General features: G+C 65.9%; 20 protein-coding genes and 1 pseudogene. 14 read left to right on the top strand and 7 right to left on the bottom strand.

Going from position 1 to position 25,130, the window contains the following annotated elements:
• Positions 1 to 62 precede the first annotated feature (62 nt).
• Both AEB_RS12840 and AEB_RS12835 read left to right on the top strand, forming a co-directional pair.
• A protein-coding gene (locus tag AEB_RS12840; protein ID WP_119081383.1) for an IS3 family transposase occupies positions 63 to 1,234 on the top strand; the annotation gives its coding sequence in 2 pieces (ribosomal slippage) (positions 63 to 327 and positions 327 to 1,234; 1,173 coding nt in all).
• 226 nt (positions 1,235 to 1,460) lie between these two features.
• Positions 1,461 to 1,946 (top strand): VOC family protein, encoded by a 486-nt coding sequence (locus AEB_RS12835; protein ID WP_197714431.1) that lies wholly within the window; start codon positions 1,461 to 1,463, stop codon positions 1,944 to 1,946.
• Positions 1,947 to 1,995: 49 nt separating this feature from the next.
• Here AEB_RS12835 and AEB_RS12830 read toward each other — a convergent pair.
• The 4 genes and pseudogenes from AEB_RS12830 to AEB_RS12815 all read right to left on the bottom strand — a co-directional run.
• A pseudogene (locus tag AEB_RS12830) lies at positions 1,996 to 2,397 on the bottom strand (AAA family ATPase); the annotation flags it as partial.
• A complete protein-coding gene (locus tag AEB_RS12825) occupies positions 2,387 to 3,160 on the bottom strand; it encodes a 2OG-Fe dioxygenase family protein (protein ID WP_172593094.1) in 774 nt (257 codons plus the stop codon). The gene AEB_RS12825 and the pseudogene AEB_RS12830, both read right to left, overlap by 11 nt.
• Positions 3,150 to 3,533: a YybH family protein gene (locus tag AEB_RS12820; protein ID WP_119083511.1), complete on the bottom strand. Its 384-nt coding sequence runs from the start codon at positions 3,531 to 3,533 to the stop codon at positions 3,150 to 3,152. Before AEB_RS12820 ends, AEB_RS12825 begins: the two co-directional genes overlap by 11 nt.
• Positions 3,534 to 3,544: 11 nt before the next feature.
• Complete coding sequence (locus tag AEB_RS12815) at positions 3,545 to 4,138, bottom strand: LysE family translocator (RefSeq protein WP_119083510.1); 594 nt, start codon at positions 4,136 to 4,138, stop codon at positions 3,545 to 3,547.
• Positions 4,139 to 4,226: 88 nt separating this feature from the next.
• Between AEB_RS12815 and AEB_RS12810 the strand changes: the two genes are divergently transcribed.
• Positions 4,227 to 5,621, top strand: a complete 1,395-nt coding sequence (locus AEB_RS12810; RefSeq protein ID WP_119083509.1) for an aminotransferase-like domain-containing protein — start codon at positions 4,227 to 4,229, stop codon at positions 5,619 to 5,621.
• A gap of 202 nt (positions 5,622 to 5,823) precedes the next feature.
• Here AEB_RS12810 and AEB_RS12805 read toward each other — a convergent pair whose 3' ends face one another.
• Positions 5,824 to 6,705 (bottom strand): LysR family transcriptional regulator, encoded by an 882-nt coding sequence (locus AEB_RS12805; protein WP_119083508.1) that lies wholly within the window; start codon positions 6,703 to 6,705, stop codon positions 5,824 to 5,826.
• Between the two features lie 121 nt (positions 6,706 to 6,826).
• On the opposite strand from AEB_RS12805, the gene AEB_RS12800 reads away from it, so the two are divergent.
• The 4 genes from AEB_RS12800 to AEB_RS12785 all read left to right on the top strand — a co-directional run bounded on the left by AEB_RS12800 (position 6,827) and on the right by AEB_RS12785 (position 13,232).
• The gene (locus tag AEB_RS12800) at positions 6,827 to 9,754 is read left to right on the top strand and encodes a TonB-dependent receptor domain-containing protein (protein WP_231958706.1); all 2,928 of its coding nucleotides are present in this window, start codon (positions 6,827 to 6,829) and stop codon (positions 9,752 to 9,754) included.
• Positions 9,755 to 9,832: 78 nt separating this feature from the next.
• Entirely contained in the window at positions 9,833 to 11,512 is a 1,680-nt protein-coding gene (locus AEB_RS12795; RefSeq protein WP_172593093.1) for a dihydroxy-acid dehydratase, read from the top strand.
• Positions 11,503 to 12,789: an aconitase X gene (locus AEB_RS12790; RefSeq protein ID WP_119083506.1), complete on the top strand. Its 1,287-nt coding sequence runs from the start codon at positions 11,503 to 11,505 to the stop codon at positions 12,787 to 12,789. Before AEB_RS12795 ends, AEB_RS12790 begins: the two co-directional genes overlap by 10 nt.
• Positions 12,789 to 13,232, top strand: coding sequence for an aconitase X swivel domain-containing protein (locus AEB_RS12785; RefSeq protein WP_119083505.1), 444 nt, complete (start codon positions 12,789 to 12,791; stop codon positions 13,230 to 13,232). Before AEB_RS12790 ends, AEB_RS12785 begins: the two co-directional genes overlap by 1 nt.
• A 31-nt stretch (positions 13,233 to 13,263) precedes the next feature.
• Here the strand turns inward: AEB_RS12785 and AEB_RS12780 are convergent, their stop codons facing one another.
• Entirely contained in the window at positions 13,264 to 16,122 is a 2,859-nt protein-coding gene (locus AEB_RS12780; protein ID WP_119083504.1) for a TonB-dependent receptor, read from the bottom strand.
• A 178-nt stretch (positions 16,123 to 16,300) separates the two neighbouring features.
• On the opposite strand from AEB_RS12780, the gene agaR reads away from it, so the two are divergent.
• Together agaR and AEB_RS12770 are read left to right on the top strand one after the other, a co-directional pair.
• On the top strand, positions 16,301 to 17,080 hold the full coding sequence (gene agaR, locus AEB_RS12775) for a transcriptional repressor AgaR (RefSeq protein WP_119083503.1): 780 nt from the start codon (positions 16,301 to 16,303) through the stop codon (positions 17,078 to 17,080).
• Between the two features lie 42 nt (positions 17,081 to 17,122).
• Complete coding sequence (locus tag AEB_RS12770; RefSeq protein WP_119083502.1) at positions 17,123 to 17,329, top strand: hypothetical protein; 207 nt, start codon at positions 17,123 to 17,125, stop codon at positions 17,327 to 17,329.
• 80 nt (positions 17,330 to 17,409) lie between these two features.
• Here AEB_RS12770 and AEB_RS12765 read toward each other — a convergent pair whose 3' ends face one another.
• Positions 17,410 to 18,525 carry an amidohydrolase family protein gene (locus AEB_RS12765; protein WP_119083501.1) on the bottom strand — a complete coding sequence of 372 codons (1,116 nt, stop codon included), beginning with the start codon at positions 18,523 to 18,525 and terminating at the stop codon, positions 17,410 to 17,412.
• A 136-nt stretch (positions 18,526 to 18,661) separates the two neighbouring features.
• Here AEB_RS12765 and AEB_RS12760 point away from each other — a divergent pair, with 136 nt between their 5' ends.
• The 5 genes from AEB_RS12760 (at position 18,662) to AEB_RS12740 (ending at position 25,076) form a co-directional block, all read left to right on the top strand.
• Positions 18,662 to 20,758: a glycoside hydrolase family 36 protein gene (locus AEB_RS12760; protein WP_119084623.1), complete on the top strand. Its 2,097-nt coding sequence runs from the start codon at positions 18,662 to 18,664 to the stop codon at positions 20,756 to 20,758.
• Entirely contained in the window at positions 20,755 to 21,672 is a 918-nt protein-coding gene (locus tag AEB_RS12755; RefSeq protein WP_119083500.1) for a DMT family transporter, read from the top strand. The genes AEB_RS12760 and AEB_RS12755 overlap by 4 nt, the downstream gene beginning before the upstream one ends.
• A 68-nt stretch (positions 21,673 to 21,740) precedes the next feature.
• Positions 21,741 to 23,021 carry a D-tagatose-bisphosphate aldolase, class II, non-catalytic subunit gene (locus AEB_RS12750; protein ID WP_119083499.1) on the top strand — a complete coding sequence of 427 codons (1,281 nt, stop codon included), beginning with the start codon at positions 21,741 to 21,743 and terminating at the stop codon, positions 23,019 to 23,021.
• Positions 23,014 to 24,144 (top strand): SIS domain-containing protein, encoded by a 1,131-nt coding sequence (locus tag AEB_RS12745; protein WP_119083498.1) that lies wholly within the window; start codon positions 23,014 to 23,016, stop codon positions 24,142 to 24,144. Before AEB_RS12750 ends, AEB_RS12745 begins: the two co-directional genes overlap by 8 nt.
• The gene (locus tag AEB_RS12740; protein WP_119083497.1) at positions 24,141 to 25,076 is read left to right on the top strand and encodes an N-acetylglucosamine kinase; all 936 of its coding nucleotides are present in this window, start codon (positions 24,141 to 24,143) and stop codon (positions 25,074 to 25,076) included. The genes AEB_RS12745 and AEB_RS12740 overlap by 4 nt, the downstream gene beginning before the upstream one ends.
• Positions 25,077 to 25,130 lie beyond the last annotated feature (54 nt).

Here is a 25,130-nt window from a genome sequence, read left to right as displayed (position 1 = left end):
AGGTGGTCCCGGAAATCTGGACAGGGTGCTAAGCTAATCCCGACCTGAGGAATGGACGGGAAATGAAGAAGACGAGGAAGCGGTACAGCGCAGATTTCAAGGCGAAGGTGGCGCTGGAGGCGCTCCGGGGTGACCTGACCCTGGCCGAGCTGGCAGCGAAGCATGGCATCCACCATACGATGATCGCGGCCTGGAAGCGCCAGGCTGTCGAGGGAATGGGGAGCACGTTCTCCGGAGCCGGCGATGCAGCCAAGGCAGCCAGCGAGGCCGAGGTGGAGAAGCTGCACGCCAAGATCGGCCAGTTGGTCGTGGAGCGGGATTTTTTAGCCAAAGCCTCCGGTCGATGAGCGTGGCACGGAGGCGTTCGATGATCGAACCTGCTCACCACCGGCTGTCGATTGCGGCGCAATGCCGGCTGCTGTCGATCAGCCGGTCTTCCTATTATTATGCGCCGGTGCCGGAGACCGACGAGACGCTGGCACTGATGCGGATGATCGACGCGGCGTTCCTCGACATGCCATGGTATGGTAGCCGCCAGATGGTCCGGCACCTGCGCCGCGAGGGCCACGATGTCGGCCGACGACGTGTGCGGCGGCTGATGGCGAAGATGGGCTTGTCGCCGATTTACCAGCGCCCTCGGACCAGCGATCCGAACCCGCAGCACCGGATCTATCCGTATCTTCTGCGCAAACTGGTGATCGAGCGCCCCAACCAGGTGTGGTGCGCCGATGTGACGTATATCCCGATGCGCCGGGGCTTCTTGTATCTGGTCGCGGTGATGGACTGGGCGACCCGCAAGGTGCTGGCCTGGCGGCTGTCGAATACGATGGACGCCGGCTTCTGCGTCGCCGCACTGGAAGATGCGCTGGCGCGCTTCGGTAAGCCGGAGATCTTCAATACGGATCAGGGTAGCCAGTTCACCAGCTTCGCCTTCACCAGCGTGCTGCGCAACGCAGAGGTCAAGATCAGCATGGACGGTCGAGGCCGTTGGATGGATAATGTGTTCATCGAGCGGCTGTGGCGATCTCTGAAGTATGAATGCGTCTATCTCCACGCCTTCGAGACCGGCTCGGAGCTGCGCACTGGCCTCCGGCGATGGATCACCTATTACAACACGCAGCGACCGCACTCGGGTCTCGCCGGGCGGACCCCGGCAGAGGCCTACGGGCGGATCAGCGAACCAGATCATGGGGGGCATGCCCCCCATGATCTGACGACCAGACTGGCGGCATAATCACATCGGGGATTAGCTTAACTTCGTCGCCGACCTGTCCAAGAAGGCGGAACCACCTCACTGGGTTGCCTGTGCGCACGCCCTGGCCGGTTGCCTGAGCACCAGGCGAAGAGCCGAACGGCGCCTTGTGCGCCTGGAGTTCAGAATTGGGGCATTTGCAGCCAAGTGAGATTTCTGGCGGAATGCTAGTTTGCTTGCACAATTCATCCAGTCAGGAGATTTGCCGGTGACCCAGGTTGTCCATTCCGTTGGCCCCAAGCGTGCGATGTGGACCCATATTGCGCTCGCTGTGAAAGACGTGGATGCCACGGTCGCATGGTACGAAAAGTTCACCCATATGCGCACGCTGCGGCGGCGCGAGGATGATGATGGCAAGAATGCCTGGCTTGCCGATCCGGACGAGAAGGAACGCGCATTTGTGCTGGTTATCGGCCAGTTCTTCGAAGGCAAGGATCCTTTCGCTCCGCAACCCCATCCTCCGCTTGGGCCGTTCGCGCATATCGGCATCGAACTGCCGACGCGTGAAGCGGTCGATGCCGTGGCGGCATTGGGCAAGGAAGACGGATGCCTGGCGCTCGGCCCGATGCAGTTCCCCAAGGAAGATGTCGGCTACATCTGCTTCCTGAAGGACCCGGACGGGAACACGATCGAGTTTTCGTACGATCAGGGCGTCTTCGAAACTGCGCGCGATAAATGGCAGGTTTCCGTTTGAGCGAGGCGATGGAGGAATGCTGACTGCGGAATAGACCGTCTTGGAGGCGCTCTGCATCCCTTGCATAGATATCCCGCCACGGCGGGGCGATGAACACATGGCGATTATAGCGGTGCTCACGCGCGGCGCGCAGCACATCTTCAGGGATATGGAGGCTGCATAACCGCCGATAGCCGATGATGTCGGGAATAGCGCGATCAAACAACACCGGGCCTTCGTACGCGACAGCTTCGCTGTAGGACCGAAGATCGCAGCGCAGCATCTCAGTGGCGAAGGCTTCAGGGTCACACCAGGGCAGCGCCTGCCCCTCGGCTGCTATCTGGTCCCGGATCACGGCCCGGCCGGATTCCGCCATATGCGGGACACCTTGGTCGGCAAGTACGCCCAGCAGCGTGCTCTTGCCCGAGCCCGGGCCGCCGGTCACGACGAAGAAGCGATCGCTATTCGCCATCCCGCGATCCGACCGGGCCCCCCGGAAGCGCCGCGAAAGTGAGCACCAGCGTATCACGCCATCCGCGCCCGGTGGTCGCCTCGACTGGCGAGGTTCCATGGCGGGCAAGCAGGTCGTCAAGCAGCAGAGCCTCCCCCGGATGCTGCAGGCGGTGCGTGAGAAGCAGCGCGCCGGCCGCATCCTCCACCCGAGTGACTCCGCCGGTGAAGCCCTGGCCCCCCATGTAAAGGATCAGCACGGCATCCCGCCCGTCGCGGTGCATGCCTTCCGGGGTGGGAAGGCCGGGCTCATCGCTTGTGGCTTCGATGCGGAATTGATGGGCTTCGATCAGCCAGTCCTGAACGGCGGAACCGTCGCTGGGCGCGATCAGTGCGGCCGTGCGCGCCACCAGTGCGCGAAAGAGGGGCGCGTTTGCGAGATGCTCGTCCATGGGGGCGAACCAGCGTTCCACCCCGCCATTCAGGGAATTGTGGCTCCGCTCCTGAAAATGGGGACGGTGCGGCAGGCGCACGCAATCCTCGCCAGTAAGGCGGAAGGCGGCATAGCGCCGACGACGATACCGGCCGCCATCAGCCATATAGTCGTCCGGAGCGAGATCCTCCCATGTTCGGGCGAGGGCGCGCCATTCGGGATCGGCAGGATCCGCCAGTTCGCCCGCAGGCAGCAGACGCGCGGCCTGCTCCGCGCCCGCACACCCGCGCGGGCCTGCTGCATGGCCGGCTGTGAGGGAGGGGCGGCTGATCGTGGTGAATTCACTCGTCATCGGCAGTAACTGCAGCGCCGTAGAAGGATTCCCCTTCCACTTGAAGATCCTCGACGAAGCGCATCGTCTCCAGCGCCCGCCGGACATTGTGGTTGCGCTCCGCAAGATAGTGCACGCCGAGCACCTGCCGTTCCACGTCGCAGGTCACGGCAACCAGCGTGAAGCGCAGATGATCGGTCTGCTCAAGAGCGCGCGTCCAGTACGCGCGCAGCGCAGTCTTCCCCTGGACAACCGGCGAGCCGGTTAGTTCGCCCGCAAGGGGGCTGATGAAGCGCGCCTCCTCGGTGAAATGCGCGAGAATCCGATCGAGGTCGCGCGCATTCCAATTGGCAATCCATTCCTGTGCAAACCGCTCCATCTCCGTGCGGTTCATGGCATTCTCCCTCACACCAGAAAGAGCAGCGCGGTGATGCCGGTGAGTACCGCCATTACGCGCACGAAGGCGATCATCGCCCGTCGGTTGTCCAACAGCCCGCGCGCGCCGGCCCCCATCGCGGCCCACGTGGCGATAGAGGGCAGGCCGACGATCGTGAAGGCGGCAACCACGATGCCAAGCTGAAGCCCCAGCGGCCGATCTGGGACGGTGAAGCTCGCAACGGCCGGCATGGTGATCGCCCAGGCCTTGGGGTTGACGAACTGGAAGGCCGCGGCCTGCCAGAAGGTGAACGGATGCGCACCCTCGCGCCGTTCGACGCCTTCGGATCGCCACAGCTTGACCGCCAGCCAGCCGAGATAGGCGGCGCCGAAGATCCTGACGCCCCAGCGAAAGGCCGGCCAGGCTTCGAACAGGGCGCCAAGGCCGAAGCCGCTGAGCGCGAGCATCGCGGCGCAGCCCGCATTGATGCCCAGGATATGGGGAATCGTCCGGCGGAAGCCGAACACGAGCCCGGAGGAGGCCAGCATGAGGTTGTTGGGACCGGGCGTGGCAGTGCAGACGAAGCTATATAGCGCAAGCGGGGCGAGCAGGCTGGTGTCCATGGCGGTGTCTCCTGCACGTCCGAATGATCATCATTGCACTATGAGTCAAACGGAGTATTGTATCGGTTCAATCTGCACGGAGCGATACATGTGGACCTGGATGCCCGACATCTCGCAGGGGAGCGGCCCCGCCTATGAGCGGCTGCTGCTCGCGCTGGAGAGAGATGTTCGTGAGGGCCACCTTGCGCCGGGCGATCGCCTCCCCCCGCAGCGGGAACTGGCGCACCGCCTCTCGCTGAGCGTCGGAACCGTCGGGCGGGCCTATGTGGAGGCGGAACGGCGGGGGCTTGTTTCCAGCCATGTCGGGCGCGGGTCCTTCGTGGCCGATCGCGTGCGGTCGCAGGCGGCACCGGATCCGGCCGACCCGCTCGATATGGCGCATAATCTGCCGCCGCTCGAACCGGCCCGGCGCTGGCTGGGGGAGGGGCTGCGGAAGCTGCGCCTGCGCGCCGATCTCGATGCGGCCGCGACGTATGCGCCGCCCGAGGGGCTGGCTAGCGTGCGGGCGGCGGGCGCGAACTGGCTGTCGCGGCGCCATGGCGTGATGCGCGCCAGCCCGGACAGGATCATCCAGTGCAACGGCGGGCAGCACGGCCTTGCTCTGGCCATCGCGGCTTTGGCGCGCGCCGGTGACACCGTTCTGTGCGAAGCGGCGACCTATCCCGGAATCAGGACGCTGGCCGAACATGGGGGCTATCGCCTGCGCGGCGTTGCGATGGATGCACGCGGGATCGATCCGGAAGCGCTCGCCCGCTGCGCACGCGATACGGGGGGCCGCGTGCTGGTGGTGCTCCCAACCTTGCAGAATCCCACCACGATCACGCTGGATGCCGCGCGGCGGGAGGAGATCGTGGCGGTCGCGCGCGCGCATGATCTGATGATCGTGGAGGACGATGCCTATCGCGTCTTTGCCGACGCGGATGCCCCGCCGAGCCTGGCCGATCTCGCGCCAGAGCGGACGCTGCTGGTCGCCGGGGTTTCCAAGTCGGTTGCGCCCGGTCTGCGCCTCGGCTTCCTGCTCCCCCCCGACGGCGGCGAGCGCGTGAGGGAGGGTCTGCTGCTGGGGGTGAGGGCCATGGGATACAGCCCCCCTTCGCTGGAGGGCCTGCTGTTCGCCCAATGGGAAGAGGATGGCACTGCCGAGCGCATCGCGGATGAGATCCTGACCGAATGCCGCGAGCGGACGGAGCTGGCAGCTGCGATCCTCGGTTCCGCAGTGGCGACACCGGGGGCGGGGCAGAGCCCCCATGTGTGGATGCCCATGTCGATGCTCGCGGCGGAGCGACTGAGTGCCCGGGCCTTGCGGGCGGGCATCGCTCTGACCCCGCCCGAAGCGCCGATCGTGGAGGCGGGGGCAGCACCAGCGGGAATCCGCCTCTGCCTCGGCGCCATTGCCGACCGGTCTATGCTCGGCCAGGCCCTGCGCACGGTGCAGGCGCTGGCCGGTGAGGGCGGCGCAAGTGCGGCTCACGGCCTCGTATAGCCGGCGAAGCGGCTTCCCGCCGCGCCGCCGCTACGGCTTGCGGAGTGTCAGTCTGCCGGCTGGAACACGCTGGAACAGGGTTCATGCGAAGAAAAACCGTTCGCAGACACAAGGTTGGGCTGGCCCTCTTGCAGAACTGTGATGCTGCCTTTCCATCCGGACATCTGAGCCCCTGCGCCGGCAGTAGGAAATGCCCGGCGGGTCAGCTCTCGCTGGCGAGTTCGCTGCGCAGGAAGTCGAGCAGCGCGATCACGCTCGGCTTGGCGGCCTTCTCGGTCGAGACCTGCGCCTTGATCCACATCGGCGGAGGGCGGAAACCGGGGAGCACCGCCTCCAGCCGGCCGCTCGCCACGTCCTCCTCGACCAGAAACGTTGGCAGCACCGCAATACCGAGGCCGCGCCGCACCGCTTCGCGCAGCACGATGGTGTCGTTCACCGCCAGCCGCGGCTTCACGGTAAGCGCGAAATCGCATTCGTCGCCGCCGTAGAAGTGCCAGGTCTTGCCGTGGAGCAGCGAGACCAGGCAGGCATGGCGCGCCAGCTCGCGCGGATGGGCGGGGCGCCCTTCGCGCTGCACATAGGCGGGGCTGGCATAGGCGGCGCAGGGGTAGGGCATCAGCGGGTAATCGCGCACTTCCCCATGCACCGAAGGGCGCGTGCCGATGGTCAGATCGCAATTGCGGACGAGCGGGTTGTCCAGCCGGTCGGTCAGCCGCAGGTCGAGGTCCACGGCCGGATTGCGGACCAGGAAATCGCAGAAGATCGGCCCGAGGATCATCGCAGTGACGGAGCCGGGCGCATCAACGCGCAGGAGGCCCGAGATCTCGTCCAGATCGCCGACATTCCGCAGCTCGTCATATTCCGCCACCAGCTTCATGCAGCGCGGCAGCAGGCGCGCCCCGTCCTCCGTCAGCCGCAGGTCGCGCGTGGAACGATGGAACAGCGGCACTCGGAATTCATGCTCCAGCTGGGCGATCCGCTTCGACACGACCGAGGGCGAGATGGCGAAGGAGCGCGCCGCCGCGGCAAAGCTGCCCAGCCGTGCTGCCGCCAAAAAGGTCCGAACATTCAGTAAGTTGTCCATCGTTCTCGTTTCGAGAATGGTGAAGTCTCAGTAAGCAATATTCCCGCCATAGCGCGATCCGCCTAATCCCCCAATCGAGATCAGCCGAAACGAGCGATCCAGAGGGAGAGAACAAGCCATGATGAGGATCATCAGAAACGCTCGCGTGTCCGCCCATGCTCTCGCGATCGCGGGGCTCGCGATCGGATCGGGCGCGGCCAGCGCTCAGGAGGCTGCGGCCGACGCGGCCCAGCCGCCCGAGCAAGCACCCGCCCCGATCATCGTCACCGGTTCGCGCATCCAGTCCGCCTTCGACCGCCCCACGCCGGTGACGATGCTGGGTGCGGAGCGGCTGGAGGAGCGCGGGGCGAGCAATCTGGGCGACGCCCTGAACGAACTGCCGGTGTTCCGCGCCACGCAGACCCCAGCCACCGCCGGCCTCGGCGCCGAAGCCGGCTATATCGGCGGCCGCATCCTCGACCTGCGCGGCCTCGGCGCGGTGCGCACGCTCACTCTGGTGGACGGCAAGCGCTTCGTGCCCTCCACCACGCAGGCCACGGTGGACACCAACATGATCCCCTCAATCCTGCTGTCGCGGGCCGAAGTGGTGACGGGGGGCGCTTCCGCCGTCTATGGCTCCGACGCGGTATCGGGCGTCGTCAACCTGCTGATCAACAAGGATCTCACCGGCTACAAGATGAACGCCCAGGCGGGTATCTCCGAGGAAGGTGACAATTTCACCCGCCAACTCGGCCTCGCCGGCGGCTGGGAGCTTGGCTCCAACCTCCATCTGATCGTCGGCGGCGAGTGGGAGAAGAGCGACGGGGTCTCCGGCTGCGAGCAGCGCGACTGGTGCCGCAATGGGCTCATTAACGTGGGCCGCAATCCGCTGGCGCCGGGGCAGGTGCCGACCATCCCCGCCACCAGCATCGTGCCCGATGCCTATACCTGGAGTGCGTCCTTCAACGGCGTCACCACGCCGCCCAGCAGCGCCTATGTGGGGCGCGACGTCCCCGCGCTGCGGCCGATCGACGGCATCACCTTCAACAATGACGGGACGCCGCGCCGCTATCAGTTCGGCTATCTGGTGAATTCGATCTGGCAGGCGGGCGGAGAGCGCGACACGCCGCTGGGGAAGAACATCTATTTCGATTTCCCGATCGTCTCCCCCACGGAGCGGTGGAGCACGATGGGCTATCTGACCTGGGATGCCACCGAGGCTCTCACGCTCGAACTCGGGCTCACCTATGGCCATGGCGAAGGCCGCCACCGCAGCCCGGGCCATCGCAGCACCTCCATCGTGATCCGCGATGACAATCCCTTCCTGCCCCGGTCCAGCGATCCGACGCTGGATATTCCCACGATCCTGGCCAACAGCGGCCTGACCAGCTTCACGCTGGGCAAGGGCTTCGACGACATCGGCCCCGGCATCGTCGAGGTGAAGAACGACGTCATCCGCGTGGTGGGCGCCGCCACCTATCAGCTGGACGGCAACTGGCAGCTGGATGCCTATTACTCCTATGGGCACAACAAGTTCAGGTCGGACTTCACCAACAAGGTCATCACCGCGAATGTGGGCCGCGCGCTGGACGCCACTTCGGTGAACGGCACGCCGGTGTGCCGCGTGAATGCCGATAGCGATCCGACGAATGACGATCCGGCCTGCGTGCCGCTCAACCCCTTCGGCTATGGCCAGGGGCCGGATTTCGCCGGGGCCAAAGCCTATGTGACGGCGGACGGCTTCCAGACCAATGTCACCACGCAGAACGTGGTCGCGGCCAACCTCACCGGCAATCTCTTCACCCTGCCGGCCGGCTCCGTCGGAGTGGCCGTGGGCGGCGAGTTCCGTAGCGACAAGGTGACGGGCGACACCGATCCCCTGTCGCAGGCGAATGCCTTTATCAACGGCAATGGCGCGCTGGTATCGGGCAAGATCGACGTCACCGAGTTCTATGGCGAGATCAACGTGCCGCTGCTGGCGGACCAGCCCTTCGCCCGCGAATTTGGCGTAGACGGTGCCATCCGCCAGACGCACTACAGCCGCTCCAGCGCGATGTTCGACAGCAGCAGCGTGGATGTGACGACGTGGAAGCTGGGCGCCGTGTGGGCGCCGATCGACGCGGTCCGCTTCCGCGTCTCGCGCTCGCGAGACATCCGCGCGCCCAATGTGGCCGAACTTTTCGGCCCGGTGACGACCCGCACGGGCATCCTCACCGACACCGGCAATGGCGGGCGGCAGGTGATCGTGGAGGTGGTCAGCGGATCGAACCCCAGCCTGCAGCCGGAAAGCGCCGATACCTGGACCGTGGGTGTGGTGCTGCAGCCGACCGGCGGGTTCTTCGGCCGCTTCCGCGCCTCCGCAGATTATTACGACATCAAGATCGACGATGCGATCAGCACACTGGGCCAGCAGAACATCGTGAACCGCTGCGTAGACGGCGATGCGCTGAGCTGTTCGCTCATTCAGCGCAACGCGGACAATGAAGTGGTGAGCATCGTCGATACGGTGCAGAACGTGAACCAGCTGATCGCGCGCGGCATCGATTTCCAGCTCGACTATGTGCAGCCGCTCGGCGGCACGACCACGCTCAGCCTCAATGTCCTGGCCAGCTATGTGGACGATCTCATCACCGTGGACTCCGTCGGTGCGACGGATCGCGCGGGGCAGACCGGGCTCCGCGGCGGCACGCCCCCGGGCATTCCGGACTGGACGGTGGATGCCACCGCTCGGCTGGAGTTCCTCGAAAACTACGCCTTCACCAGCCATTTCCGCTGGATCAACAAGGGCTTCTTCTTCCCCACCTTCCTCGAACCCGGCGATCCCGGCTACTCGCTGCAGTCGCCCAACAGCGTGAACACCAACACGCTGCCCTCGCGCTTCTATGTGGACATTCTCGGCTCGGCCAAGCTGCCGTTCGGCGGGGCGAAGGAAGTGGAAGTGTTCGCCGGGATCGACAATCTCTTCAACGTGGATCCGCCGCGCTTTCCTGGCGCGAACGGCAGCGGGAACAATGTGTTGTTCAACCCCGTGGGCCGCATGTTCAAGGGCGGCATCCGCGCGAGCTTCTAGCCGCCGCGACAGGGCAGGCTGCGCTGCAGCCCGCCCTGTCGAGCCCCGAGTGAATGCAAATTACTGGAAGGAAGCGAAATGGCACTGCGCAGCATGGCCGCGAATTCACCCGTCCGCCGCGCCCATTGGCGGGCGCTGGGGCTGAGCGAGGAGGATCTGGCCAGGCCCAAGATCGCCGTGGTCAATTCCTCGTCGGAGCTGGCGGTCTGCTTCGCGCATCTCGATGGCATGGCGAAGGTGGTGAAGGAAGCGATCCGTGAGGCGGGCGGGGTGCCTTTCGAGGTGCGCACCACCGCGCCTTCCGACTTCATCACCGGGGCGGCACGCTCCGGCAGCTATATCCTCGCCGGGCGCGATCTGGTGACCAATGATATCGAGGCGCAGGTGGAGGCGGCGCTGCTTGACGGCATGGTCTGCCTGACGAGCTGCGACAAGACGCCGCCGGGCCATCTGATGGCGGCGATGCGGCTGAACATTCCCACCATCCTGGTCATCGGCGGCTATCAGGCATCCGGCATGATCGGCGATGACCATGTGGATATCGAGGATCTGTTCTCCGGCGGCGTGCGCGAGGCGCTGGGCGGCACGATGAAGCACAGCGTGTCCGACATGGTGAAGGAGGCGGTTCGCGGGCCGGGCGTCTGCGCGGGAATGGCGACGGCCAACACCATGCATTGCGTGGTGGAGGCGCTGGGCATGTGCGTGGCCGGCTCTGCCCCGGTGCGGGCCAACAGCGACAAGATGTTCGCGGCCGCGCGGGCGGCGGGGCAGCGCATCGTGGGCATGGTGACGGAAGAGCTGACGCCGCGCCGGATCATGACCGAAGGCGCCTTCCGCAACGCTGCGGCCATGGTGCTGGCGGTGTCGGGCTCCATCAACGCGATCAAGCACCTGCAGGCGACGGCCACCGAAGGCGGGCTGGATGTCGATCTCTATGCGGTGTGGGACGAACTGGGCCGCAAGGTGCCGACGCTGGCGGCAGTGCGCCCCAATGGCTCAGTCCGCATCGAACAGTTCGAGGATGCCGGCGGTGCCCGGGCGATGCTGAAACAGCTGGAGCCGGTGCTGGATGGCGATGTGCTGGTCGCCTCCGGCAAGACGCTGGCGGAGGATCTGCAGGATGCCGAAATCCGCGATGCGGAGATCATCCGCCCGCTGGACCGGCCGGTATCCGAAGGGCCCTCCATCGCCATCCTCAAGGGGTCGCTGGCGACGGAAAGCGCGGTGGTGAAGCTGGGCATCCGCGACGGATCGCGGCCGGAGAGCTTCGCTGGCCCTGCGCGGGTGTTCGAAAACAATCAGGAAGCGATGGCCGCGATCTCCGAAGGGCGGCTGCAGAAGGGCGATGTACTGGTGCTGCGCGGACAGGGGCTGAAGGCGGCCCCGGCGATGGGCGGGGGCGCCTCCTTCATTCTGTTCGCCATCGACGCGGCCGGGCTGGCGAAGGATGTGGCCTTCGTCACCGACGGGCAGCTTTCGGGCCTGTGCCTCAAGGGGCTGACCGTGGCGGAGGTCGCGCCAGAAGGCGCGGCCGGCGGCGCGATCGGCAAGGTGCGCGATGGGGACCGGATCGAGATCGACGTGGCGAGCCGGCGCATCGACCTGATGGTCCCGGCCGAGGAGCTGGCCAGCCGGCCCGGCCCGGATGTGACCTCGCTGCCCCCGGCGGGCGGCTGGCTGGGCATCTATCGCGATACGGTGCAGCCGATGGCGACCGGCGCCGTGCTGAGCGGGGACTGGAGCGCGCCATGCGACTGAGCGACGAGGAAAAGGCCATGCGCGACGGGGCGAAGGGCCCGGCGGTCGCCAAGGCGATGGACCTGCTGATCCGCTATGGCGAGGCGCTGGGGGCGGAGGACTTCGTCTATACCGACAATGTCGCGGGCGTGCCCGGCTCCTCCCCGCAATGGGTGAAGGATTACTACGCGGCCGATGGGGGCGATTATCGCGCCGTCTTCTCCCGCTTCGATCTCGATTCCGACGAAGTGGTGGATGTGCCGCGGGTGACGGGTTTCAGCTGCCACCTGCAGGGCGGCATGGACCCGGAGCTGTGGCGCGAACAGGGGATGAGCGAGGAAGCCTTCGCCAATTTTCGCGCCGACGAGCAGGAGGTTTCCGCCCATGGTATCCATGTGCTCAAGACCTGCACCCCCTATCTCGCCGGCAACGTGCCGGTGATGGGGGAACATTGCGCCTGGATGGAATCGAGCGCCGTGGTGCTGTGCAATTCGGTGATCGGCGGCCGCACCAATTGCGAAGGCCGCGAATCCACCAGCGCGGCCATGCTGGCCAAGCGCATCCCCAACTGGGGCTTCCACACGGATGCGTTCCGCAAGGGGCAGCATCTGATCCAGGTGGAAACGCCGGTGGATTCGATCTTCGAATGGGGCATGCTGGGCTATTTCACCGGCACGGCGGTGGAGGATGCGATCCCGGTGCTGGAGGGGGCGATCCACGGCCCCTCGCTGATCCGGCACAAGCATTTCGGCGCCGCGGCGGCCTCATCCGGCGGGGTGGAGATGTATCACATGGCCGGCATCACGCCCGAGGCTGCGACGCTGGAGGCGGCCTTCGGCGGGGCGCCGCGCGGGGAGCGGTTCGTCTATGGCCGGAAGGAACGGCAGGCGATCTACGAACGGCTCAACAGTATCGGCGAAAGCACCGCGGTCGATTATGTGATGCTCGGCTGCCCGCATTACTCCGCCGACCAGATCGCCGAGGCCGCGCGGCTGATCGAAGGGCGCAGCGTCCACGCCAATTGCCATCTGTGGATCTTCACCAGCCGCGCGGTGAAGGCGACGGCCGAAGCGAGCGGCCATGCGGAGATCCTGCGCCGCGCGGGCGCGAAGCTGATGACCGACACCTGCTCCGCCATCAGCCAGGCGGTGCCGCCCGGCACGCGAGTCGCCGCCTTCGACAGCGCGAAGCAGACGCATTACCTGCCCGCGATCATGGGCATCGAAGGCTGGTTCGGCACCACGCAGGAATGCATCGACGCCGCCTGCACCGGGCGCTGGCAGGGGAGGCTGAACTGATGGCGAGCGTGTTGGAACGGCCGGCGGATCTGGTGATCCATGGCCGCAAGGTCGTGGGCGGGGTCTGCGAAGGGCCCGCGCTGGTCACGCGCGAGACGATTTCCGGCTGGGGCGGGGTCAACCCGATGAAGGGGGAGATCATCGAAAGCCACCACGAACTGCGCGGGCAGAGCTTCGCGGGCAAGGTGCTCGTCTTCCCCGGCGCCAAGGGTTCCTCCGGCTGGTCCGGCGTGTTCCACCTGACCCGGCTCACCGGCCGCGCGCCGTTGGGCCTGCTGTTCAATGTGATGACCACCAAGGCGGCGCTGGGCGCCGTGGTGCTGCGCGTCCCCAGCATGAGCGATTTCGATGCCGATCCGCTGGATCATATCGACACCGGCGACTGGGTGCGGATCGACGCCGATGCCGGCAGCGTTTCGATCTGGAAGGGCGGGCGGCCGTAAGCCACCCGCCCGAACCAGCGTGAGCGTGCGATCAGATGCGGCCGCGCACGCCGAAGAAGAACGAACGGCCCGAATATTCGTAGAAGGCCGGCACGTTGCGGTAGGTGTTGAAGCGGCGGATATCCTCGCCCAGCAGGTTGGAGCCCTGGACATAGACCGAGACGTTCTCGGTCACGTCATAGGACAGGCTGGCCGAGACCTCGTGATAGGGGTCTTCCTTCACCGGCAGGTAGCTCAGGCTGCCCGACTGCGCCCAGGTGTAGCGCCCCTGGTAGCTGTAGGAGACCTGCGCGCCGATGCCGTTCTTCTCATAGAACAGCTTGGCATTGGCGGAGAAGGGGATGGCGCCCGGCAGGTCCGTGGTCACATCGCCCGACTTGGCGCGCGAGTGGTTGTAGGTGAGGTTCGCCTGCGCGCCGAAGCCGTTGTCGAGGAAATACTGCGCGCCCACTTCCAGCCCGTAGACATTGGCGCTGTCGCCGTTGATCACCTGATATTCGGTGAAGGCGAAATCCTGCTGCTGGTTGGCCGGCTGGTTGGTCGGCGTGATGGTGACATCCACCGGCACGTTCGAAACGAAGTTCGTGATGTGCTTGTAGAAGGCCGCGGCAGTCAGGGCGAGGCGGTTGGTTGGGTAGTATTCCAGGCTCGCGTCGAGCTGATCGGCTTCGGTCGGCTTGAGGTTCGGATTACCCGCGTCATAGATCACGAAGGTGCCCGACTGGGCCGAAGTGGCATCCTGCGCCGGCGACAGCTCGCCGAAGGTCGGGCGCGAGATCGCCTGCGAAGCGGCGAGGCGCAACCGCAGCCCGTCCGACAGATCATAGGCGAAGTTCACCGAGGGGAGGAAGCGCACATAGTCGCCGCCGCCCACGATGGGTTCCACCGGGTTGAAGCTCACCGCATTGTCCTGCGTGCCGGCACGCGGGATGATGCTGGCGATGCTGGCGCCATAGCCCACGGAGGAGACCTTCGTCGCCACCAGGCGGCCGCCGATGTCACCCTGCCAGCGATCGCCTTCGAAGTTGAACATCACATAGCCGGCCCAGGTCCGTTCCTTGATGCGATAGGACGCGGGAAGATCGGCCTCGACCACCTGCTGCGAATAGCCGGCGGGATAGGGCGAGAGCGAGCAGCCCGGAATCTCCGCCCCGGTCTCGTCCAGGCAGGAGTTGGGATCGAGGATGTCGGGGTTCGCATCGGCCCGGGGCAGTGCCGCCAGATAGGTGTCGATGTCGAACACCGGGAAGCCGCGCGGGAAATCGCCGTCCTGCTTGTCCAGCGTGCCGCCGAGGCCCGGCCGCACGACCGCGGCGTCGATGTCGCCGAAGGAGAAGGGATAGCCGCAGTAATTGCACGAGGTGGTGTACTGGTTGTCGATGGTGGTGACCGTCTTCTTCCGGTCGGCCCAGGATCCGCCCACCGCGATGGAGCGCAGCACCCCGGCGTCCAACTCATACTCCAGGTCGATCTTCGCGCCCTGCGCCCGGTCGGAGATGTCCTGCCCCTGGATGCCGATGTAATGGGCGTGGAAATCGTCGTCGGTCGCCTCATTGATGCCGCGCCCGCCGGGGATGGTGATCTGCAGGTCGGGCAGGCCGCCGTTGTTGGTCGCGAAGACGGCGGAGGAGCCGGGGATGCCCGCCACCACGAAGCGGTTCTGGCCGCCGGTGTTGTCGCGTGCCTTGCCGTAATAGGCGTCGACCGCCACCTTCAGCCGCTCGGTCGCGTCCCAGTCGATATGGCCGCCGAACTGGTAGGTCTGGCTGTTGCGCGGCTCGTCGGTGGTCAGCACTTCGGCCACCAGCTCGTCCATAGTGAAGCCGGTGACGACATTGTTCTGGTCGACGGTCACGGAACCCGGATCCCAGCGCAGCGAGCCATCGTCGCCATAAGGATTGAGGTAGTTCGACTGGCGATAATTGTGCTGCTTCACGTTGAAGCGGCTGTAGAGGCCGTCGATCGTCAGTTCGAAGCTGCTGTCGGGCTTCCACTGGAAGGCGCCGGCGGCGCCGATGCGCTCACGCTCGCCCGTCACATAGCCCATGCTGTAATAATCGGGCCAGATATAGGTGGAGCCGCCTTCGTCCGGGTTCACGGTGCCGTCGCCGTTGAAGTCCAGGCCATAGCCGGCTTCGGAGCCGTCCACCGCGTAATATTCGCCGAGGTTGTCGGTGCGGAACTTGTACTTGTTGTAGCTGCCGCCGATCAGGATGCCCATCGTGTCGTCGGCAAAGGTGGTGCTCACCACGCCGCTGACCTTGTAGCCGCCCTTGTCCGCCAGATCGTTATACTGGCCCTCGATCGCGCCGGAGGCCTGGAAGCCCGGCCGGTCCAGCGGGCGCGCGGTGCGCAGATCCACATTGCCGCCGATGCTGCCTTCCAGTGCGGAGGCGCGTACCGCCTTCTGCACTTCGGCGCCGGAGATGATTTCCGACGGCAGCACGTCGAAGGCGAAGGACCGGTCCGGCCCGTCGGTCGGCAGGATGCGGCCGTTCAGAGTGGTGATGGCGAAGTTCTCACCCAGGCCGCGGATGGTGATGGAGCGGCCTTCACCGCGACCGTCACGGCCCACGGTGAGGCCGGGAATGTTGGCGAGCGCTTCGGCCACGTTGCGGTTGGGGAACTTGCCCAGCTCTTCCGCCGAAATGGCATCCACAATGGTTTCGGCATTGCGCTTCGCCTGGATGGAGCGGAGCAGGCTGCCGCGCACGCCGCGCACCACGATGGTGTCACCCTGGGTGACGTCGGTCGTGGCCGTGTCGGAAAGGACCGTCTCGGGTTCGGCCGAGCTTTGCGTGTCCTGCGCGTAAGCGGCGGGAGCGGTCATCAGCGCGGTTGCGCTCACACTGGCAAGGCCTGCAAGGCGCCAAGAAATACGTCCGGTCATGTTCCACCCCTTGTTGCCGCCAACGCAAGCTCTTGCGCCGGATCGAATCTGTGCGGTAAGTTTCGTTTTCGTAACTAAATGGTCGTTGAACTGTCAAACAGAAATGAAACGAAACTTAACGGTCGAGGCATTGTCGGGTATGCAGCCCGGTATCATGCGCATGGCGAAGGGGAGTTGAATGGCGGTCTTGCGCGATACAAGTCATCGGCGGCAGGAAATCAGCCGGCTGGTGCGCGAACGGGGCAGCGTGCAGGTGGTCACCCTGGCGGAACGCTATGGCGTTTCGATGCAGACGATCCGCAAGGATCTGCACTATCTGGCGCAGAAGGGCATTGCCGAACGCTCCTATGGCGGGGCCATCGCCGCCGATGCGGTGAATGTGGCCAGCGAACCGCCGCTGGAAGCCAAGCAGGCCAGCCATATCGACGAGAAGGCGCGCATCGGCGCGCTGGCCGCGACCATGGTGGAGCCGGGCGATTCCGTGGTGCTGGATTCGGGCACCACCACGCTGCAGATCGCCTATCACCTGCCGGATGATGACAGCATCACCGTGCTGACCAACGATCTCGATATTCTCTGCGTGCTCTCGCGCAAGGAACGGCTGCGGGTGGTGATGCTGGGCGGCGCGCTGCGCCGCCGCAACCACGCCTTCTATGGCGCGCAGACCGAAAGCGCGCTGGACAATCTGCATGTCGACAAGCTGTTCCTCGGCGTCGACGGCTTCGACCTGGAGCGCGGCATCACCACGCATTACGAGCCCGAGGCGATGCTCAACCGCAAGATGGTGAAGGCCGCGCGGCAGGTGATCGCCGTCACCGACGGATCGAAATTCGGCAAGGTGTGCCTGCACCAGATCATGCGGGTGGACGAAATCGACGATCTGGTGACCGACGGCGCCCGCGCGGGCGACCTGCGCCCGGCTGCCGAGCGGCACGGCTTCCGGCTGCATATCGCCTGAGCGAATGCCTAACGCGGCATTTGCATCTCGCAGAGGTTCTTCATGGCTTTGGTAGAAGTGTTTGAAGGCGAGGATCTGGAAAAGCTGCTATTTGTGGCCGAATTCGATTTCCTGCCGCGTGTCGGTGAACACCTTGCTCGGGATACGCAGGGCTACTTCGACTATTATGACGTCCTAGAAGTCTGGCATCGGCAAGACCGCGGGGACGGGGCCTTCCGAGCATGCTTGCTTGTGAGCCTCGTCGATTGATAACCCTGAACGTTGCTGCTCCGCAGCCGGCCAGAGGGCGAGGGTAGGGGCGGGTTTGCTACACCCGCCCGCCGCCGTGCTCAGGACTCGAGCTTGAAGAACCGCCGGGCGTTGGACCAGTAGATCTTGTCGATCACCGCGCGGGGCAGGGCGAGGCCCGGCGCGTCGGCCTCGATCGCGTCGACATACTGGCTTTCCGGAGTCGCCAGATAGCGCCAGTCGGCCCGCCACACGCGGTCCGCCTCGGCGGGGAAATCGTCGGTGGCCGGGGGATTTTGCGCGCGAGCCGCGGGATCGGGCGGGCTGTCGGTCAGGTCCGTGCCATAGAGGATGCGATCCTGATACTTGATGAAGAAGGCGCGCACTTTCTCCAGATCCTCGTTGGACTGGACCTGCAAATTGGACATGCGCGCCGCCAGATCCACCACCGCATTGGGATAGCGATCGAAGAAGGCGGCCAGCTCGTCCACGCTCCATTCCAGGCTCGCCATATGCGCCCCGTCGAAGGCGAGCTTCGGATGCTGCCCCACGAAGTGGTCGCGCCGCTCCATCAGCTCCTCGTAGCTCGGCTCTTCCGGGTGGAGATACATGTAATATTCGGGGTGCGAGCGGAAATACTCGCGGTCGTTCGCCGTCGTCATCTCGTCCAGCGGCAGCCAGCAGTTCTTCGGCTCGGCCTGATGGGCGATCAGCGGCACGCCCTTGTGCTCCAGATGGGCCATCACCCCGTCGAAGCGGGGATCGTCCAGGAACACGCGCTTGCCGTCCAAATCGCGCGCCACCATGCCGATGTTCTTCCACACCTTCACCGCCACGGCGCCCTTGGCCAGCGCATCGTCGATCCGGGCGGTGGTGCGGGCGGTCCACTCGGGCGCGCCGAAGCCGTCCATCGGGAAGGTGGTGGCGAAATGGAAGGTGGTGGCATCCTGCTTCATCATTTCGGCAGAGATCTGCGCCTGATCGGGCAGCGGGGGGAAATCGGGATAATCGACATTGATCGACAGCAGCTCGAACCTGTCCTTGCGGGCGATCTTCAGGAAATCCGGGTCCACCCGGTTGGCATGCACATGGGCATCGAATTTCGGCACAGTGTCGAAATCGGATTCGCTGTAGAGTTCGGGCGCCTGCGCCGTGGCGGCCACGGGCAGCAGCACGGCGGCACTGGCGAGGATGGTCAGGCGAAAGATTGCGCGCATGGGGCCTCCAGGATCGAAACGAAAGAAAACGCACTTGTAAGTTGCGTTTTGGTGTGGACCTTGGGATGGAATGGTGCAAGGTCTTCGTTCGCGAAAAGGCCCATGCCGAGGAGGGGCCGAGGAGGAGATGCTGGAAATGTCGCGCAAACCGATCACCCGCCGTTCGGCGATCGGCCGCCTGCTGGCCGGCGGCGCGCTGGTGGCAGCGCCCGCACTTCCCGCTCGCCTCTGGGCTGCTCAGCCGCCCGAAGGCGCGCGGCTGAGCGATGGCCGCCTGACGATCGAATTCGACGCTGCGATGCGCTCGCGCCTGCTGCTGGACGGCAAGGCGCTGACGCCGCTTGCTTCGGCGGAGGCTTTGCTGCCGGTCGATTCGGCGCCGGTGGATCACTTCCTCCTGCTCGATCACGCGGAAGAGGCTGTGTCTGGCCCGCATGGCGCGGGCCGCCGCCATGTGCTGCGCGGCACGGCCGAAGGCGCGCTGGAACAGCAGATCGCGATCACCTTCTTCGATCGCTATCCCGGCCTGGCGCTGTACGAGGTGCAGTATCGCAACACCGGCAAGGCGCCGCTGGGCGTGGCCGGCTGGCGCGTCGCCACGCATGATCTGCTCGATCATCCCGACGGGGCGTGGAGCTTCGCCGGCGCCTCCTATCCGGATCGGCGGGACTGGATCCAGCCGGTCGGCCCCGGCTTCGAACAGCGCAATTTCATGGGCATGAACGGCTCCGACTATGGCGGCGGCACGCCGGTGGCGGTCGTCTGGCGGCGCGATGCCGGGATTGCCGTGGGCCATGTGGAGACGGTGCCGCGGCTCGTCTCGCTGCCGGTCGCGGCGCAGCCCGGCGGCACCCGCCTCGGCCTTTCGGGGGACGAGCCCGCGATGCTGGAGCCCGGCGCGGTGCTCACCCTGCCAGCGGCCTTCGTCATGGCGCATCGGGGCGATTATTTCGCGCCGCTCGATGCCTATCGCCGGATCATGGCGGAGCGCGGGCTGGCGGCGCCCGCCATCCCCGAAACCGCCTATGGTCCGGTGTGGTGCGCCTGGGGCTATGAACGCAAGTTCACGCCCGACCAGGTCTATGGCACGCTGCCCAAGGCGCGCGATCTCGGCTTCGAATGGGCGGTGATCGACGATGGCTGGCAGCGGGCCGAAGGGGACTGGCGCGTCGAGACCGAGCGCTTCCCCCGCGGCGACGAGGACATGCGCGCCTTCGCCACCCGCATCAAAAGCTATGGCATGCGGCCGCGCCTGTGGCTGGCGCCGCTGGCGGTCGATCCCGGCACCCCGCTGCTGCGCGATCACCCGGACATGCTGCTGCTCGACCGCAACGGTGCGGCGCAGAATGTCAGCTGGTGGAACGCCTTCACCCTGTGCCCGGCCTATGAGCCGACGGTGGACTATTTCCGCAAGCTGGTGCGCCAGATCATCGGCGACTGGGGCTTCGAAGGGCTCAAGCTCGACGGGCAGCACCTCAATGGCGTCGCCCCCTGCTACAACCCGGCGCACAACCATGCCCGGCCGGAGGAATCCTACGAGAAGCTGCAGGATTTCTGGAAGGCGATCCATGACGAAGTGATGGCGATCAATCCGCAGGCGGTTGTGGAAATCTGCCCCTGCGGCGACAGCTTCGCCTTCCACAACATCCCGGCGATGAACAACACCCCGGCCTCCGATCCGACCTCATCCTGGCAGGTCCGGCTGAAGGGCAAGACCTTCAAGGCGCTGATGGGCCCGGCGGCGCCCTATTCGGGCGATCATGTCGAACTCAGCGATGGCGGGCGGGACTTCGCCTCCACCTATGGCATCGGCGGCATCCCGGCGAGCAAGTTCACCTATCCGGAGGACGCGCCCAAGCCCACCGAGCCGCTTCCCCCCGGCGGTTTCAAGCTGACGCCGGAGAAGGAGGCGCTGTGGCGCAAGTGGATCGATCTCTATCGCGCCAACCGGCTTGCGCAGGGAACCTATCGGGGCGAGCTCTACGACATCGGCTTCGACAAGCCGGAGGCGCATGTCGTGAGCATGGATAAACAATTGCACTATGCGTTCTATGCCGATGCATGGCGCGGAAAGCTGCCTTTGCGGGGGCTGGAGGCGGGCGAATATGCGCTGGCGGACGGGTTCAGCGGGGCCGATCTGGGCCGGGTGCGCGGGCCGGAAGCGCTGCTGGATGCGCGGTTCGAAGGCTTCCTGCTGGTGCGCGCGACCCCGGTTGCGGGAGGCGCCGCATGAGCGCCGCGGCCCTTTCGCGCGGCGGAAACGCGTGGCTTTTCAACGCGATCATCACGGTCGTCCTGTGGGGCATATGGGGCGCCTTCTCCGGCATCTCGCCCCAGCGCGGCTTCCCCGAAACGCTGGTGTACTGCGTCTGGGCGCTGACCATGATCCCACCGGCGCTGATCGTCCTGTGGCAAGCCGGCTGGACCCTCGACCGCTCCCCCAAGGCGATCGCCTATGGTCTTGCGGTCGGCCTGCTGGGTGCGGGCGGGCAGATGGTGCTGTTCTACGCCGTGGCGCGGGGGCCTGCCTATTTGATTTTCCCCGTTATTTCGCTCTCTCCCATCGTCACGATCGCGCTCTCCTTCGTGCTGCTGCGCGAGCGCACGGGCCGCCTCGGCGCGCTCGGCATCCTCCTCGCGCTGCTGGCCCTGCCGACCTTCGACTTCAGCCCCGCCGAAGGGGTGGGCGCTTCCGCCTCCTGGCTGCTGCCGGCGCTGGTGGTCATGCTGTGCTGGGGCGTGCAGGCCTATTTCATGAAGGCCGCCAATGAGTTCATGCCGGCGGAGAGCATCTTCGTCTACATGACCCTGTCCGGCCTCGTGCTGATCCCGGTGGCCTGGGCAATGACCGATTTCAGCCAGCCGGTGAACTGGGGGCTCGACGGTCCCGGCCTCGCGGCGCTGATCCAGATCCTCAACGCGGTGGGCGCGCTGACGCTCGTCTTCGCCTTTCGTTACGGCAAGGCGATCATCGTCTCGCCGCTCGCCAATGCCGGCGCTCCGCTCGCCACCGCGCTGCTTTCACTCGTAGTGCTGGGCGTCGTGCCCGGTCCGCTCAAGTCGGTCGGGATCGCGCTCGCGCTGTGCGCGGCGCTGCTGCTGGCGATCGAGCCGGACAGCGTGGATGAGGATGCAGCGGTAGAGTAGCTTTCGTTTTGCTTCGTTACGTTGCGTTTCGGAGCGATTAGAGCTACCTCATCGGGAAAGGAGATCACGTGCAAGCGATTCGAGACCTCATAAGCCGCCACAAGGCAGGCGAGCCGATCGGCATCACCTCCATCTGTTCGGCCCATCCGCTGGTCCTTGAAGCGACGCTGCGTGATGCGCTTTCGCGCGGGCAGGAACTCGTGCTGATCGAGGCGACCTGCAACCAGGTCAATCAGGAGGGCGGCTATACGGGCATGACACCCGCCGACTTCCGCGCCTTCGTGATCGGCATAGCCGAGAAGGTCGGCTTCGATCCCGCGCATCTGGCGCTGGGCGGCGATCATCTCGGCCCCAATCCCTGGACGTCGCTATCCGCCGCAGAGGCCATGGACCGTGCCGAGGCGATGGTTTCGGCCTATGTTCGCGCCGGGTTCCGCAAGATCCACCTCGATTGTTCAATGAGCTGTGCCGATGATCCCGTGCCGCTGCCGGAGCGGGTGATCGCCGAGCGCGCCGCCCGCCTCTGCGCTGCGGCGGAGGCGGCCTACGGGCCCGGGGGTGACGCGCCGTGCTATGTCATCGGCACCGAAGTGCCGGTGCCGGGCGGCGCCGCCGAGGATCTGGACGAACTGGCAGTGACCGATCCGGCAGCGGCGCTCGCCACCATCGAAATGCACCGCGAATTGTTCGAGCAATCGGGCCTCGGCGGCGCCTGGCAGCGCGTGATTGCCACGGTGGTGCAGCCCGGTGTGGAGTTCGATCACGACAAGGTGGTGGATTATCGCCCGGAGCGCGCCGGCGCCCTGAGTGCAGCGATCGAGCCGGTGGAGAATCTGGTCTTCGAAGCGCATTCGACCGATTACCAGACGCCCGCCGCGCTGGCCGCGCTGGTGCGCGATCACTTCGCCATCCTCAAGGTCGGCCCCGGCGTCACCTTCGCGCTGCGCGAGGCGCTGTGGGCACTCGACGCCATCGAGGCGCAAACCGTTCCCGACGCGCGCTGCGCAAGACTGCGCGAAGTGGCGCTGAAGCGCATGCGGGCAGAGCCGGGCAATTGGCGCAAATACTATCACGCCTCTGGCGATGCGCTGGAGCTGCAGCTGCAATTCAGCCTGTCCGATCGCATCCGCTATTACTGGCCCGATCCCGCCATTGCCGAAGCGCAGGAGCGGCTGTTCGCCAATCTGCGCGACGTGTCGCCGCAACTGCCGCTGCTGAGCCAATATCTGCCGCTGGCCTATGCGGAGGTGCGGGCCGGCCGCTGTTCCCTCGATCCCGCTCACCTCGTGATGGCGCATATCGCGGCCACGCTTGAGGCCTATTACGGAGCCTGCCACCCCAATGCCTGACGTCTTGCTGCAAGCTCCCTCGGATCCTGCCGAGCAGTGCTGGACCCGCACGGAAATCCAACAGCAGCCCGAAACCCTGCGCCAGACGCAGGCGCTCCTTTCAGCGCAGCGCGGGGACATCGAAGCCTTTGTGGCGCCGCTGCTGGCCCGGCCGGATCTGCGCATTGTGCTGACGGGCGCGGGCACATCGGCCTTCATCGGCGAGTGCCTGGCACCCTGGCTGTCGCGCGTTCTGGCGCGATCGGTGGAAGCGATCGCCACCACGGATATCGTCAGCGCACCCGACTTGCACCTGCGCCGCAGTGAGCCGACGCTGCTGGTGTCTTTCGGCCGTTCGGGCAGCAGCCCGGAAAGCGTCGCCGCCGCCGATCTGGTCGATGCGCGGGTGGATGCGGCCTATCATCTGATCGTGACCTGCAATGCGGATGGCGAACTGGGGCAGCGCAGGGGGGATAACATCCATGTCCTCGTCCTGCCCGAAGCCACGCATGACCGCGCTTTCGCCATGACCTCCAGCTTCAGCGCGATGATGTTCGCCGCGCTGTCGATCTTCGAAGGGATCGGCGCGCTGGAGGGCAGGGCGGATGCCATTGCGGATGCCGTCCAGCGTATGCTGACGCAGGTCAGCCCCTTTGTTGCCGATCTGGCGGAGAAGAAGTTCGACCGTGTGGTCTATCTCGGCAGCGGAGTGTTCAAGGGGCTGGCGCGCGAGGCGGCGCTGAAGCTGATGGAACTGAGCGACGGCGCGGTTGCCACGGCCTTCGACACGCCGCTCGGCTTTCGGCATGGTCCTAAGACCTTCATTACCGAACGGACCCTTGCAGTCGTGTTCCTCTCCAACGACCCGCTGACCCGGCGCTATGACCTCGATCTGCTCGAGGAATTGCGCCGCGACGGGCGAAGCGGCGCGGTGGTCGCCATCTCTGCGCAGCAGGACGACGGGGCGGAAATCTGCGCCGACATGCCCGGCGCCTGCGATGCCGATCTGCTGTTCCCCTATATCGTCCCTGCGCAGCTCTTCGGCCTGCAGGTTTCCTTCAGCCTCGGCCTCACGCCCGATCAGCCGAACGCCAGCGGGACGGTGAACCGCGTGGTGCAGGGCGTGCGCATCCACTCGGCGTGACGGAGCTGTTCTTCCTCGGGGTCGACGGCGGCGGGACGAAGACCGAGTTCCTGTGCATCGATGGCGATGGGCAGGAACGCGCGCGGGCGCGCACCGGCACGACCTATCATCTCCAGGTCGGCTTCGACGGGGCTGTGGCGGCCCTGTCCGCCGGCGTGGGGGACATCTGCGCGCAGATGTCGATCACGCCCGCGGACTTCGCCTATGCCTTTATCGGCCTGCCGGCCTTTGGCGAGGATCCAGCGGTCGATCCCCAGCTCGATGCTGCCTGCGGGCGTCTGCTAGGCCATGATCGCTATAGCTGCGCCAATGACATGGTGTGCGGCTGGGCAGGGTCGCTCGCCTGCGAAGACGGGATCAACCTCGTCGCCGGCACGGGCTCCATCGCCTATGGCCGCCGGAAGGATCGCGAGGGGCGCACCGGCGGATGGGGCGAGCTCTTCAGCGATGAAGGCTCCGCCTATTGGATCGCGATCCGCGGGCTCAACGCCTTCACGCGGATGAGCGACGGAAGAGCGGCGAAGGGTCCGCTTTACGAAATCATTCGCGTCGCTCTTGGCATTTCCAACGATCTCGATCTCTGCGCCAAGCTGTTGGGCAAGGACGGCCCCGGCCGCGACGGGATCGCCGCGCTAGCTCCGCTAGTGGCTGAGGCTGCCGAAGCCGGCGACAGCGCCGCCGCTGCCATCCTGACGGAAGCGGCGGAGGAGCTGCTTTCGCTCGCCACCGCTCTGCGGCGCGAGCTTGGCTTCGCGGACGACGAACGCTGTGCCCTGTCATGGTCGGGCGGGGTGCTGCTGCGCCAGCCCGCCGTGCAGCGCCAGTTTCGCGAGCTGGTGGAGCGCGAAGGCCTGTTCGACGCCGTGGAACCGCGCTGGTCGCCTGTATTCGGCGCCGCGCAGCTCGCCCGGCGTCTTCACGCGGCGCTATAGCCTGCCTCATCGCTGCTCCGGGTGATGCAGGGCTGCCGCCTTATTGGCAGAACC

Source organism: Altererythrobacter sp. B11, from assembly GCF_003569745.1.
Taxonomy (GTDB): domain Bacteria; phylum Pseudomonadota; class Alphaproteobacteria; order Sphingomonadales; family Sphingomonadaceae; genus Croceibacterium_C.
Note: the sequence above shows the minus strand (reverse complement) of the source record. Positions and strands in the feature narration are given on the sequence as shown.